Origin of the sequence: Shewanella sp. Arc9-LZ (assembly GCF_010092445.1) — a bacterium.
Lineage (GTDB): Bacteria > Pseudomonadota > Gammaproteobacteria > Enterobacterales > Shewanellaceae > Shewanella.
On record NZ_CP048031.1, the window covers coordinates 1,020,506 to 1,034,671 of the forward strand.

The 14,166-nt window shown below is 41.6% G+C and carries 12 protein-coding genes and 1 riboswitch; of the genes, 9 read left to right on the forward strand and 3 right to left on the reverse strand.

The genetic code is table 11. From position 1 onward, the window contains the following. Window positions 1-67: 67 nt before the first annotated feature. The 3 genes from GUY17_RS04440 to GUY17_RS04450 all read left to right on the forward strand — a co-directional run bounded on the left by GUY17_RS04440 (window position 68) and on the right by GUY17_RS04450 (window position 3,201). Window positions 68-1,696 carry a di-heme oxidoredictase family protein gene (locus GUY17_RS04440; RefSeq protein ID WP_162022429.1) on the forward strand — a complete coding sequence of 543 codons (1,629 nt, stop codon included), beginning with the start codon at window positions 68-70 and terminating at the stop codon, window positions 1,694-1,696. A 464-nt stretch (window positions 1,697-2,160) separates the two neighbouring features. After that, on the forward strand, window positions 2,161-2,682 hold the full coding sequence (gene hemG / locus GUY17_RS04445; protein ID WP_162022430.1) for a menaquinone-dependent protoporphyrinogen IX dehydrogenase: 522 nt from the start codon (window positions 2,161-2,163) through the stop codon (window positions 2,680-2,682). A gap of 3 nt (window positions 2,683-2,685) precedes the next feature. After that, window positions 2,686-3,201 (forward strand): cytochrome b/b6 domain-containing protein, encoded by a 516-nt coding sequence (locus GUY17_RS04450; RefSeq protein WP_162022431.1) that lies wholly within the window; start codon window positions 2,686-2,688, stop codon window positions 3,199-3,201. 89 nt (window positions 3,202-3,290) lie between these two features. On the opposite strand, the gene GUY17_RS04455 is transcribed toward GUY17_RS04450, so the two are convergent. After that, window positions 3,291-4,178: a LysR family transcriptional regulator gene (locus tag GUY17_RS04455; protein ID WP_162022432.1), complete on the reverse strand. Its 888-nt coding sequence runs from the start codon at window positions 4,176-4,178 to the stop codon at window positions 3,291-3,293. Between the two features lie 144 nt (window positions 4,179-4,322). Here GUY17_RS04455 and GUY17_RS04460 point away from each other — a divergent pair, with 144 nt between their 5' ends. Continuing rightward, complete coding sequence (locus GUY17_RS04460; protein WP_162022433.1) at window positions 4,323-5,294, forward strand: aldo/keto reductase family oxidoreductase; 972 nt, start codon at window positions 4,323-4,325, stop codon at window positions 5,292-5,294. Between the two features lie 234 nt (window positions 5,295-5,528). Next, window positions 5,529-7,328, forward strand: a complete 1,800-nt coding sequence (locus GUY17_RS04465; RefSeq protein WP_162022434.1) for an alpha-amylase family glycosyl hydrolase — start codon at window positions 5,529-5,531, stop codon at window positions 7,326-7,328. A gap of 58 nt (window positions 7,329-7,386) precedes the next feature. Here the strand turns inward: GUY17_RS04465 and GUY17_RS04470 are convergent, their stop codons facing one another. Together GUY17_RS04470 and GUY17_RS04475 are read right to left on the reverse strand one after the other, a co-directional pair. Next, the gene (locus GUY17_RS04470) at window positions 7,387-8,043 is read right to left on the reverse strand and encodes a thiol:disulfide interchange protein DsbA/DsbL (protein WP_162022435.1); all 657 of its coding nucleotides are present in this window, start codon (window positions 8,041-8,043) and stop codon (window positions 7,387-7,389) included. A 562-nt stretch (window positions 8,044-8,605) separates the two neighbouring features. Further along, entirely contained in the window at window positions 8,606-9,265 is a 660-nt protein-coding gene (locus GUY17_RS04475) for a DNA-J related domain-containing protein (protein ID WP_254439868.1), read from the reverse strand. 347 nt (window positions 9,266-9,612) lie between these two features. Here GUY17_RS04475 and GUY17_RS04480 point away from each other — a divergent pair, with 347 nt between their 5' ends. From GUY17_RS04480 to GUY17_RS04495, 4 genes are all read left to right on the forward strand, one after another. Further along, complete coding sequence (locus GUY17_RS04480; RefSeq protein WP_101085918.1) at window positions 9,613-10,179, forward strand: phosphoribosyltransferase; 567 nt, start codon at window positions 9,613-9,615, stop codon at window positions 10,177-10,179. A 175-nt stretch (window positions 10,180-10,354) separates the two neighbouring features. Next, window positions 10,355-12,268 (forward strand): U32 family peptidase, encoded by a 1,914-nt coding sequence (locus GUY17_RS04485; protein WP_101086306.1) that lies wholly within the window; start codon window positions 10,355-10,357, stop codon window positions 12,266-12,268. Window positions 12,269-12,462: 194 nt separating this feature from the next. Next, complete coding sequence (locus GUY17_RS04490) at window positions 12,463-12,798, forward strand: DUF3622 domain-containing protein (RefSeq protein ID WP_101085917.1); 336 nt, start codon at window positions 12,463-12,465, stop codon at window positions 12,796-12,798. Between the two features lie 126 nt (window positions 12,799-12,924). Then, complete coding sequence (locus tag GUY17_RS04495; RefSeq protein WP_101085916.1) at window positions 12,925-13,590, forward strand: hypothetical protein; 666 nt, start codon at window positions 12,925-12,927, stop codon at window positions 13,588-13,590. A gap of 312 nt (window positions 13,591-13,902) precedes the next feature. Then, window positions 13,903-14,117: riboswitch (cobalamin riboswitch) on the forward strand. Window positions 14,118-14,166 lie beyond the last annotated feature (49 nt).

Sequence of the window (14,166 nt, forward strand, 5' to 3'; positions counted from 1 at the left end):
TCAACTCATAACAAGGTCGCATTACTGCTACATAAACTCAATTTTAGTGTGAATGTGTGAGACAAAGATGAACAAATTATTACGACAACCTTATTGGTTTGTAGCATTACTGGGGCTTAGCCTAAGTGCTTGTGGTGGCAGCGGCGACGATGAAATCTCGCCAGACCCCATTGATCCGGTAGTGACTTATCCTAGCTATACCTCAATTGTTGCTTTAGGCGGTGACACCACAACATTCGATGCCAGTAACTCTGGCCATGGTTTTTCAACGCCATCGTTAAATTTAACGGCAGATGAACTCGCATTACATTTACAAGGTGATACCAACTTTGAAGTTTCGTTTACTACAGCGCCGAATGATCAACACCCTGAGCTTGATGGTTTAGGCCCTGTATTTAATAATGCTGACTGTAATTCTTGCCATCAACGCGACGGTCGAAATTCCACTCCCTTTTTGGCCGCAGATGAAACTCGGGTAAAACTGGGTTCGGCAGCGGGTATTTTCTTACGTATCAGTAAAGCTCCCGCTGAGCCTTGTAGTGTAGGAACTGCAGATAATAATTACTGTGCGCCGATTAAAGTGCCAGATTTTGGTGACCAGCTATTTCATCGCGGAGTATTAAAAGCGCGCCCTGATTGGCAAGACAATGCATTTGTTGGTCAAGCAGATGTGTATTTGTCTTATGAGCGACATGATGAAGTGTATGCCGATGGACGCACCATTAGTTTGAAGAAGCCTATTTTTGCGGTCGAAAATCCATATGATGCACCAGGCGAAACCAAACAAAGTGCTAATGTAACTTCAAATCTATTACAAGATGATGTGTTAATGGGTTGGCGTAACGGCATGCCTGTGTTTGGTTTAGGGTTGCTAGAAGCAATACCTGAGGCAAGCATTCTCGCCAATGTTGATGCTGATGACAGCAATAAGGATGACATTTCTGGACGGGCTAATTGGGTATTTGATGCCATAAAAGCACAAAATGGTGACAGTACTCCCGTGTCTTTAGGTCGCTTTGGTTGGAAAGCCAACACTCCAAGTGTGCGAGTACAATCGTTAGGTGCATTACGTGGTGATATTGGTATTACTAATCCGTTATTTCCTGATGAAAGCATTGTTGGCACTAGTTTACATGATTCATATTTAACACGAACTGGGTTTGTTGATACTGGTGAAGATGTTAACGGTGCGCCTGAGGCCAGTGCAGAGTTCAGTGATTCAGTGGTGTTTTATGCCGAAACTTTAGCGGTGCCAGCAAGACGTAACGTTGATAAAACGGCAGTGCGCGAAGGCGCTAGGTTATTTGAGCAACTTAATTGCAGCAGTTGTCATACGCCGTCGTTTGTGACCAAAACCTCAGGTGATATTGGCGGATTACCGATGAGCGACAGCTTAAAAGGCCAAACTATTTATCCCTTTAGTGACCTGTTGTTGCACGATATGGGTGAGGGATTGGCAGATGGTCGTCCAGACTTTTTAGCCGACGGTAATGAATGGCGTACTCGACCATTGTGGGGCATAGGCTTAACCCAAACGGTTAATCCACAAGCCGGATTTTTACATGACGGCCGCGCAGCAACCTTGGAAGAAGCCATTTTGTGGCATGACGGAGAATCTAAAACGTCTAAACAAGACTTTATGGCCTTAACGCAAGCAGAGCGTGATCAGGTTATCGCCTTTTTACAGTCGTTGTAAATTTGCTGTAAAGCTCAAATACCTTAGGGTCTGTAGATCTTTCAAGGTTTTTTTTGCAGCGAATTGTTGGTCATTACTTAAACATGAACTACAAGGCAGAGGCTTTGTAGTTATTCTACATTAAGAGCTGATAACGCAGTAGAAATGACCAACAAACGCTGCCCGAAGGGTTCGGCTAAAAACGTTTTACTCTTTGTTGAGCGAATTTTGCTTAGATTGCTAGGCAGCAATCCACTCGCCTCGATTAAAATGTTTTTATCTCGAACAAAATTTAACCAGAAACGTTCAGCAGACCCTAGACATTTATGCCTAGGGTATTTTTTTGCGCGGCAGTTCACATTGCATTACGGTAGTTCATATTGAGGTAATTGTGGATGATGATGACGTGATCTGTTTCATGTAAATTTTCGCGCCAGTGGTCTAAGATACTGTATTACTTTTAAATGATTTCATTCGAGGTCAGCATGAGCCAAATTTTACTGATCCATTCAAGTGTCCATGGTTACACTCAAAAAATATGTGAATATTTACAGCGTCAACTGGTTGAGCAAGGCGAGCTGGTCACGGTCGCATCCTTAGCGGAAGCTCCCGATTTAGCCCTATTTGATAAAGTGTACATTGGCGCCAGTATTCGTCATGGCAAACATCGCCCAGCCCTGTATCAATTTATTGAAGATCATCGTGCGGAATTGGACAGCAAACCCAGTGGTTTTTTCTCGGTGAGTTTAGTGGCGCGCAAACCCAATAAAAATACGCCGCAAACTAACAGCTATATGCAACAGTTTTTAAGTCAAAGCCCTTGGCAGCCAAGGTTATTACAGGTGTTTGGCGGTAATTTAGATTACCAAGGTTATGGTGCCATGGACCGGAATATTATTCGGTTTATTATGTGGCTAACCAAAGGGCCGACAGACCCTAATACCAAAGTTGAGTTTACCAATTGGCAAAAAGTTGATGAGTTTGCTCAGCAAATAATAGAGGCATAATTAATGGTATTAAAGCCGTTATGGCAGCGTATTGAAGCAGTATTGCATCCATTGATGATATTGATGTCGTTGTTATTAGTTTGCACCAGCCCATGGATATTAATTGGACGCCAATTAAGTCCTCGCGCCAGTGTTTGGGATGTATTTCATGTTTATGGTGGCTTGTTTACCGCATTGTTAGCATTGATGTTTACTTATAAAGTGTGTGCGGCCGGGCAGTGGCGGCAGTTTTTTCCTTGGCTTACCTTTGAGTTAACGCCATTGCTTGCAGATGTGCGAGGGTTAGTGCACGGTCAATTGCCACATTCTGGTGGCAAAGGCCTAATCAGTGTCATTGAAGGCATTGGGGTTATTTTGTTACTGCTGGTGGTGTGTAGCGGAGCTGGTTGGTACATAGCAGATCCTAGTAATGCTTTAGCATGGCGCGGTTATCATATTGTGTTTGCTCAGGGTTTTATTGGCTTTATTGTGCTTCATTGTTTATTGGCTCTTTTACATCTTCGCGATTTTTTTAATTAACTGTGTCTGAGTCGCTGGCAAATCGGCATTGTCATCAGCATTGTCATCAACATTGCCACCAGAAGAATGGCTTAGTTCAAATCGACTCATTATTGGGTATTCAATTGCTGAAACCAATTTAACGTAAACTGAATAAAACTGCTTAACCTTGCGGATTGTTGTACCAACTGTGGGTGAATTAAATAGGCGGTCGATGCGTTCATGGTTTCTGTGGTTAAGATGGCTTGTAATGTGCCTGCTTGTATTTCTTTATCGACTAAATACTCTGGCCCGACAATAATCCCTCGACCCAATAATGCCAACTGTTTAAGCATATGATTATCGTTAACACTCAAGCAGCTATTGATTAATATCGGCTGAGCATTGAAGGTCCAGTGAGTTTGTTCTGTTGCCGTTAGGCATTGGTGATGTTGCAAATCCTCAATCGAATTGGGCGTTCCGTGTTGTTGAAGATAAGCTGGGGCCGCACAACAGATTTGCTGATAATCAAATAATTTTTTAGCGACCATGTTTTGCGGTGGTGTTGCGGTAGCCCTAAATGCGAGATCAAAATCGTTACGGGTTAAGTCGTGCAGGGTATAGCTGCAATCAATACTAAAATGTACCTGCGGATGCAATTGCGTAAACTCATGGCAAATATTAAGCAAATGGCGTTGAGTGAGTTGGCTGGGCGCTGTAATGCGGATCCGCCCTGAGATATCGTCGTTGTCGTGACGAATTCTTTTGTCTAGCATGAGTAAGTCGGCTTTTACTTGTCCCATGCTCGATAAAATCATCTCACCTTGTGGCGTTAGCCTTACACTGCGTGTTGTACGTATGAGTAATGGTCGGCCTACTTCTTTTTCGAGTTGCCTAATCTGCTCAGATAAATAGCCTCTCGATATCCCTAATGAGGCCGCCGCTTCGGTAAAGCTAAGTTGTTTGGCGACTTCACTGAATAAGAATAATCGCTCAAATTTTTTGTGTTCACGGCTCATGATTATCACCATCAATAATATTTTATAGAGAACTGTAATCTTTTATTGGTAGATATACCAAATAATGATTTTGGTTTTTGCGGTTCATTTTTACGCTGAATCCCATACACTCATATTCATCATAATTATAAAAAGAGTATCAATATGACAGCTTTACCCTTAACAGAATTTTTACCCAATGTTAGCCCTATCGTGTATGGCTGTATGGGGCTGGGTGGCGGTTGGAATAACAATGCCATTACTCGAGCGGATATTCAGCAAGCCCATGAAGTTATTGATACTGCGCTGGATAACCAAATAAACTATTTTGATCACGCTGATATTTATACTTTTGGTAAAGCAGAGTCCGTTTTTGGCAAGATATTAGCTCAGCGTCCTGAGTTGCGTGAAAAAATATACCTGCAAACCAAGTGCGGTATTCGATTTGAAGACAGCAAGGGCCCTAAGCGTTACGACTTATCAGCTGAGTGGATTAAGTATTCTGTTGATAACAGCCTCAAGCAGCTCAATGCCGAATACCTTGATGTATTAGTGCTTCATCGCCCAGACCCGTTAATGCGACCAGCAGAAATTGCCGAAACGTTTCAACAGCTAAAGTCTGCTGGTAAGGTACGCTTTCTGGGTGTTTCGAATATGCAGCAACATCAAATTAGCGCGCTGCAGCGTATGCTTGGTGAGCCATTAGTGGTAAACCAAATTGAAATGAGTTTGCAAAAACACGCATGGGTAGACGAAACCATTTATGCGGGTAATCAAGACGGCAAAGACATCAACTTTACCCCTGGTACGTTAGAGTACTGCAATCAACATAATATACAAATTCAGGCGTGGGGCAGCTTATGTCAAGGGATTTACAGTGGCATAGCAACAGCGGAGCTGTCGACAGCCGTGCAGCAAACCAGCCAGCTTGTTGCTACGTTAGCCGCTGAATATCACACTAGCCCAGAAGCCGTGTTATTAAGTTGGTTAATGCAGCATCCTAGCCAAATTCAACCTGTTATTGGCACCACCAACCTTGAGCGTATTAAGGCTTGTGCAAAAGCCACTAACGTCTCGTTAAGTCGCGAGCACTGGTATGCATTGTATGTCAGCGCTAAAGGACATGAGTTACCTTAATCATCACTACAGCATGTTTGAGCAATACCCGAGCATTTCTCGATGCCATTCAATTAAAGGATTCTAAGACAATATGAACAAGACAACATGGGCACTATTGAGTGCAGCATTGGTGTTGGTATGCATTGTATGTCAACGCTAAAGGACATGAGTTACCTTAATCATCACTACAGCATGTTTGAGCAATACCCGAGCATTTATCCATGCCATTCAATTAAAGGATTCTAAGACAATATGAACAAGACAACATGGGCACTATTGAGTGCAGCATTGGTGTTAAGTGGATGTCAGCAAGCAGAAACAGAAGTGGTCGCGTCGGCGGTTCAGCCTTTGCCACAACCAAGCGTACAAGCTGATATATACCAAGATTACTTACATCGTGATGTTCGGGACGATATTTTCTATTTTTTATTACCAGACCGTTTTTATAACGGCGATAGCAGTAATGATAACGGCTCAATCTCTAAACCAATTTCAGCGGGTGGTTTTGATACTAGCAGCAGTCGCGGTTTTCATGGCGGTGATATTTTAGGCATTGAACAAAAGTTAGATTATCTCCAAAACCTTGGTATTACCGCGATTTGGATGACGCCATTATTGCGAAATAAGGCCATTCAATCAGATGGCATTGCGCATCATGGTTATTGGATTGTCGACTTTACCGAAATAGACCCGCATTTTGGATCTAACGCAGACTTAAAACAGCTAATAGACTCGGCACACCAACGCGGTATAAAAGTCTTTTTTGATATTATTACTAACCACACGGCCGATGTCATCAAGTACCAAGAGTGTCATCAATCGTCGGGAGAGTTTATTGCGCCGCAAACCCATTGCGAATACAAGTCGTTAGCTCAAGTTGAAAAGGGCGACAGTTACACGCCGTTTGTGCCGCAAGATCAAGCGAGTGTAAAAGTGCCTGATTGGTTAAATGACCCGCGTTTTTATCACAACCAAGGTGATAGCACATTCAAAGGTGAGAGCTCATTAAATGGCGACTTTAGTGGCTTAGATGATCTTAATACCGCAGATCCTCAAGTGGTATCTGGCATGGTTGATATTTACCAAAACCTGATTAAAGAATTTAAGCCAGATGGATTTAGGATCGACACGGTTAAACATGTGGACTTGTCATTTTGGCAAACGTTTAGCCCTGAAATCGTTAACTTTGCCAAGGCGCAAGGCATTCCTCAGTTTCATGTGTTTGGTGAAGTGTACGATACCAACCCTAACAACCTCAGCGTTTTTACTACCCAAGGCAAGTTACCTTCGGTATTGGACTTTGCGTTTCAACAAACTGCGGCAGATATTTTTTATCGCGGCAAGAGTCCTGTATTAGCCCAGCAATTATTTGCCCAAGATTCGTTATATCAAGATGACGACAGCCAGGCTGATTTATTGATGACTTTTTTAGGTAATCATGACATGGGCCGCACTGGCTATTTCGTCAATCAAGCCAATCCTGATGTAAGCTCAGCCGATAAACTGCAACGCAGTATTTTGTCGCATGCGTTTATGTTTTTATCTCGCGGTATTCCAGTGATTTATTATGGTGATGAGCAAGGATTTACGGGCGATGGCAATGACATTGACGCACGAGAAGATATGTTTGCATCTCACGTTGCTAGCTACAATGACAATATTTTACTGGGCACGAACGCGACGACCGCAGATGATAACTTTGACCCTAAACACCCTTTGTATCAAGCAATAGCAAAACTGAGTGAACTGCGTAAGCAATATCCTATTTTGCGTCGTGGTCAATATCAAGACCGCTTTTATCAAGCAGACAAAGACATGTTTGCATTTGCTCGGGTAGACCCTGAAACAGGGGCAGAGTTTTTGATGGTGTTTAATAGCGGTGAGCAAGCGCAGACGATTAATGTCACCCAAGAGGGCAAGCGTTATCGCTTAATGACCACATGGCCAGATGTTGTAGTGCCACCAATTGAAGATGCCGCACAGGCCGTATCAGCAGAGTTAACGGTGACCTTACCGCGATTAAGTTATGCAATTTATACCACAGCAAGTTAAGCAATAAAGATAAAAAAATTGCTATCCAGTGGATAGCCATTTTTGTATCGGTTAACCACTACTGCTTTAATGCTAAGTAGTTAATGACCCCAATGATATCGTCCAAGCTACGCATTTCATTTAAATTGATAGCGTATTTATCGTTAACAATAAATGCCGGTACACTTTGTACTGCATACGACACTTGCTGTTGACGCCACATGGTTAACTTTTTATTGGTGTCTGCACTGTCTGCTACCGTGTCATATTGCTCTGCATCGACACCAAACTGAGCAAAAACATTTTTAATATCATCACGATTATTAATTTGTGATTGGTGTTCATGTCCAGCTGCAGCGTGGTCGTGACCGCCGGTATTATCTTTGCCTTGGATCGCGCCAAACATGGCTATTTTTAACGCTTCTTTATTATCTAGTTCATGAATAACCGCTAATGCGCGCATGACTTCAGTGCCCAAGTCGCTATTCATAAAGTCGACATGTTTGCTGTCGAAAGCGATTTTTTTGTCTAAACCCGCCTTGATTTCAGGTAGATACTGGCTTTCCATATTGAAACAGTTATGGCAATAGAACGAGAAGAATTCAGTGACTTTAGGTTCACTCGGAACCATGTTGTTTGATATTTGGGTGTAATGTTTGCCCTCAACAAATGGCGTAGCAAATGTGCTAAACGAGGCGGTGATGAGCGTTAGTACTATGGCAAAATATTTAATCATGTAAACCTCAAATCTATGTTAATAGCGAATCAATGTAAGTAGTAAATCGATGTTAGTAGTAAATAGTCACTAGGATTCGATTAATCTGCTTGAGCTAATTAGGGTAAGTTTGTTAGCTGAATTATGGCTTAAATCATCAATCAAAAAGACGCTAATTTCGTGATCGATGCGTGCTTTATGAGGATAATCCTTTAATAAAGTTCAGATATTGCTGTGAGGTTAATGATCTGTGCCAATGTCACTATTGCGTGGTCATGAGCGGTTCATTGTTGATGGGTTATGTGGCAAGGCCGATATGGCATGCTGAATTAGCAGGGATAATATAGAAGGATGGATGTAGAACAGTAATCTAAATGCTGACAACGATAATGGCTGTGGATGAAGAGTGGTCATAAGCGGTTCATTGTTGTTGGGTTATGTGGCAAGGCCGATATGGCATGCTGAATTAGCAGGGCTGATGTGGAAGGATGAATGTAGAACAGTCACCCTGAACATTTTAGTGCTGACAACGATAACGGCTGTGGATGAAGAGTGTTCAACCACGGTAGTTTACCGATCAACGCTAATCTCTGAGTGTTTGCCATGCTTCGCACACTTCTCGAAAGCGTTCAGCATTACCTTGTTCACGATCGGGATGCCATTTTAATGCTAACTTACGCCACTGTTTACGAATGTCCCTGTCGGTTGCAGTTTCATCAAGTTCAAACACTTTTAACGCATGACCTTTGTGCATCAACTGTGTGTTAACGCCAATATACTCTTGAAAGCTAGACCAGAATGACTCAAGCATTTCCCGTACAACGTTTACGCTGGAATCATAATTGTTCCAATCGAGATAATAGTCACGTAATGCACCATCGCGAATATGTTGTATATCAGCACTGGCTGGAATGATCCGAAATATTTGGATTTCCATCGCCTTCACTTGCAACCACTGCTTGGGCATCAGTATGTCTTGTAATTCATACAAGGCGTTCATCAGGAGAAAATTGCGTTTGAATAGGTCTTTTTCGGGTAATGGGTCAAGGTTATGCATTAAACCTTTAGTTTGTAATTCACTGGCTAAATGATGCACTTTCCAACTTTGATTTGATGATTGCAATAAACTCAGCACAGGCCATATGAGCGGGTTGTCACCTTTGGGCACATTGAGTTCGTTGCTGTCCGTGGTGTTTGCCAGTCCAGTACCGTCAGTATTGTGTAAGGTTTTATTGAGCAGCATAGTGGCGTATTCATCCTGAATTGGCGATTAATCTACTTGTCATTAAAACCCACTATGCCATAGTCGTTTTTAATGACAAGTAGATTTATCTCCACCAATAAGCCTATTTGGCCACTCAGCGAATACGTTAACTTGATAGTATGCTTACTGATGACAGATTGGTTCCGCGTGACATGATAGCCGATACGAGCATGCTTCAAATAGGTAACAATCAATATTGAGTCATATTATGATTTGATCAACATTTTTATTTTTATGGGTTTGATCAATTAATTCCTATTCTTACAGGCAAGAAAGCTTTATTTGGTATAAAATTCTCCGCAATAAAATAATCGGGGGCTTAACCAATGACAGATAAACACTTTATTAGTGCGCAACAACTACTGGAAGATTCATTTAGACTCGCTGCACAAGTATATGATAGTGGCTTTCGACCTCAGTTTATCGTGGGTATTTGGCGCGGTGGTGCTCCAATTGGTATTGCAGTCCAAGAGTATTTTGATTTCAAGAAAGTTGAAACTGACCATATAGCCGTTAGAACGTCTTCTTATTATGGTATTGGCACTGACAAACAAGATAAGAATATCAAAGTACACGGTTTGCATTACATTATTGAAAATGCCAATGCTAGCGATGGTTTGTTGATCGTTGATGACGTATTTGACTCTGGCCGCAGTATTGATGCACTTATTGGTAAATTAAGAAAGTTCATGCGTTTGAACATGCCAACCGATATCCGTATCGCATGCCCTTATTACAAGCCAAAAAACACTAAAGTAGACTTAAAACCTGAATATTTTATTCATTCATCTGAAGATTGGTTAGTGTTTCCCCATGAAGTGTCTGGGCTTAATCCGCAAGAAATTGCTGAAGGCAAAGCTGACTTTAAAAACATCCAAGAGTTGTTTTTATAAGCTATATTCAGCAGTTGTTTAAGCGGTAATTAGCAACGAATTTACTTAGAACTTTGTTCAAAGTTTGCTAAAGTATAAAGCTATGTGAGTGCGTCAACATACTTATGTCAATGCGACAATATTAGTATGCTGGCGCACTTTTTTATCCGAATCAATGCGAAATTTAATTAACATTATGGTTTCTGTAGAATTGTTCACCCCTGAGGCGCCTGTAAAGCGCCAACTTGAACTGTTAGCACCGGCTAAAAATGCTGATTATGGCATTGAAGCTATTCGTCATGGTGCTGATGCGGTTTATATTGGCGGCCCTGCATTTGGCGCGCGTCATAATGCTGGCAACAGCGTTAAAGACATCGCTCGCTTAGCTGAATTTGCTCATCGTTACCATGCCCAAGTGTTTGTGGCGCTCAATACCATTTTAATGGATGACGAGATTGATAAAGCGCAAAAGCTTATTTGGCAACTTTATGAAGCCGGTGTCGATGCCTTGATTGTTCAAGATATGGGGGTTTTACAATTAGATCTTCCACCTATCGCGTTACATGCGAGTACCCAAACTGATAACCGTAGCCCAGAAAAAACGGTTTTTTTCGAACAAGTCGGTTTTTCACAAGTCGTGTTAGCTCGTGAGTTGAATATTCCACAAATTCGCGACATTGCTGCTAGCACAAAGATGAAGTTAGAGTTCTTTATTCATGGTGCGTTATGTGTCAGTTATAGCGGTTTATGTAATTTAAGCCATGCGTATTCTAATCGCAGTGCTAATCGCGGTGAATGTTCACAGATGTGTCGATTGCCGTGTAATTTAACTACGCGTGAAGGTGAAGTATTAGCTGAAAATAAGCATTTATTATCACTAAAAGATAATAACCAAACGGATAATTTAGAAGCCTTAATTGATGCGGGCATTAGCTCATTTAAAATTGAAGGCCGCTTAAAAGACATTACTTACCTCAAGAATGTTACCGCACATTACCGTCAACAACTGGATGCCATTATTGCTAAACGCAATGATGTAGAATCTATTTCTCATGGTCGTTGTGAGTTTAATTTTACCCCCGATCCTGATAAAAGTTTTAACCGCGGTAAAACAGATTATTTTGTCAATGAACGCACTGAGGCAATTGAACATTTTAGTTCGCCTAAGTTTATCGGTGAAAAAGTGGGCCGTATCACCCAAGTAGGTAAAGACTTTATTAAAATCGATACCAGTGAAAGTGGCAAAGACATTCATTTTAACAATGGTGATGGCTTATGTTTCTTTGTTGAACATTATGAAACCCAGCGGTTGTCTGACGATAAGCTCTCCGGTGTGCGCATTAACCGCGCCGACGGTAATACCTTGTATTTAACTGAGGTGCCTAAAGATCTTAAAATTGGCGTGATGATGTTCCGTAACTTCGATCATAAGTTTGAAGCTATCTTAAATAAAGATTCTGCCACCCGTAAAATAGCTGTTGATATGCAATTTTTTGATACCGATGACGGCGTCGGATTAACCATCACCGATGTACACGGTATAAGTGCAACCGTTACCTTAGCCTGTGATAAAGCTCCTGCGAATGATCAAGCTAAAACGGCAGAAAATCTGAAAAAGCAACTTAGCAAACTTGGCAGCAGTGATTTTGTATTGAATAAGGTTAATTTACTGACTGAGCAAATGTGGTTTTTACCTGCCTCGGTGGTAAACGAGCTACGCCGCGATGCTGTGAGTGCATTAATGGCCACAAGGGTGACGAGTTACCAACGACCAGAGCGTTGGGTGCACGATAAAACGGCGCGTTTTCCACAAAAAGCATTGAGCTTTTTATCTAACGTGGCTAACGAAAAAGCGAAATCGTTTTATCATCAGCATGGGGTGATTCAAATTGAAGATACCTATGAGAAAAATAACGTGTTGCATGATGCACCGTTAATGGTGACCAAACATTGTTTGCGTTACAGCTTTAACTTATGCCCGAAAGAAGTTGAAGGTATTAAAGCCGACCCAATGTTTTTAGATGTCGGTAAAGATAAATTGAAGTTGGTGTTTGACTGCCATAAATGTGAAATGATGATTGTTGGTTCTAACCAATTAGTGAAACAATAACCGCATCGCAGCGAGATTTTATTCATCATATTTTCTCCAGTGGCAGCATTACGCTTGCCACTGAGTTAATTTTTCAAATAAGCTGCAAAAATAACCATTAAATAGCTGCCCAAACTCGTGCGTTTCGAGTACACTGCGCGGCTGAAATTTCATGGGTTTTAGCCTGTGATACCTTAAGTAGGAAAGAATAGATTATGAGCGATAGCAAAAAGTATGCTTTACGTGTTATTCAAATTGAAAACACGTGGAAAACCGAAATCACTCGTCGTATGACATCGACTAAAACCATAGTATCAAAAAGCCAAGATGGTTTTGCGTCAGAAGCAGAAGCTACTGCATGGGGCGAGCAATCACTGCAAGGTTTTTTATCTAAGCAAGTTGATCGTAACAAGCGTAAAACTGAAAAGCACCTTAAAGCTAAAAGTTTAGCAGCGGCTATAGCTGCAGAATCTGCCGTCGATGAAGAAGAGTTATTCGATGCTGAAGATGAAGACGATGCTGAAGACGAAGATGACGAAGAACTAAACTAACATCTTACCAACGATGTAAATGTTATCGATAAGTGTCAATTTTTGTATGTTCAGGATAGGATATACCTAATTAGAATGATTTTTAGTCAACTTATCTCTTTCTTGACCAAATAAGGATTCATTTGGATGAACAAGATTGCTGCAATTATCGGCTGCTCGGGCTGTCTAGGAATTATGTTCCTGTTCCCGAGTAGTGCATCTGCGACACTTCCAGCACTGATGGCATTTGGCGAAGATGACAACTCATCAGGTGCTATGGTGATGTCTGAGGATGTTCAAAAACTCACGGCTCTATCTGAAAAATTTGGCTTTTTACCGCCATTAGATTGGAAGCTTGCATTCAGCGATAAACGTGGCGATATGACAATGGCTGAGTTTATTCCATCCAATGAATCATTAAATGATTGGTCTCGTTTAGTCTGTATGCAGGGGTTTAAAGGCTTAGCAAATGACGTTGAACCCGACCAGTTTTTAGATTCGATGGCGGCGACATATCAAGAACATTGTGAAGGCAAAATTGTTTATCAACAGCTAGGCAGTTCTAAAGTCGATGGGCTCGAGGCTGTACATGGTTTATTAGGCTGCACCAGTATGCCTAATATTCATCATTCTTCCACAGTGGTTGAAGCGTCTTATGTTTCCAGCCCGCAAGGTGAGATGGGCTATTTTACGGTGATAAGTGATGACGAAAATGTCTACTTAATCCATAAATCCATTCGTACAGCCATTTTTACCACAGAGACAGCTCCTATCACTATCGATAATTATCGTAACTTCATGAGCCAACCTTAACGTCGACATTTATCGCTAACATTGACGACATATTCATATATTAGCGCTGTGTTGATATAATTAGTGCCGTGTTGATAGCGTTGTTGGCTATTTCTAGTGTCACTCTCGTAACATGTTGAATGCCCGACAAGTTGAATAATCTGTGAGTTAAGCTTTTGTTAGTATCAAGTTCACCTTAGGATCCGTTATAATCGCCGCGCTAATATTTTGGGATGTCACTCATTAGTCAGACAGTACTATGGTACTCAATGTTAACGCAGACATAACAACAGATATTTTTCAATCATGAGTTGAATATCAACTTATGATAATTTAATAGTCAATCTTTACGGTGCTTGCTTTGAAACGATAGACCAAAGCAGGATAATCGGGAAACCAGTGTAAATCTGGTACTGCCCCCGCAACGGTGATTGGTGAGAGTCAGGTGCGCAATAACCTTGCGTTAATCATCTCGACTCGCGTGCGTTTACCTTTAGTGTAACGCCATAACCTTAGTCCGGAGACCGGCCTTAAAGGTGATTTCGATGATTTCGGTGGGCAGATCTCGAAATGTAATGTGATACCGCTTGTGTGCTT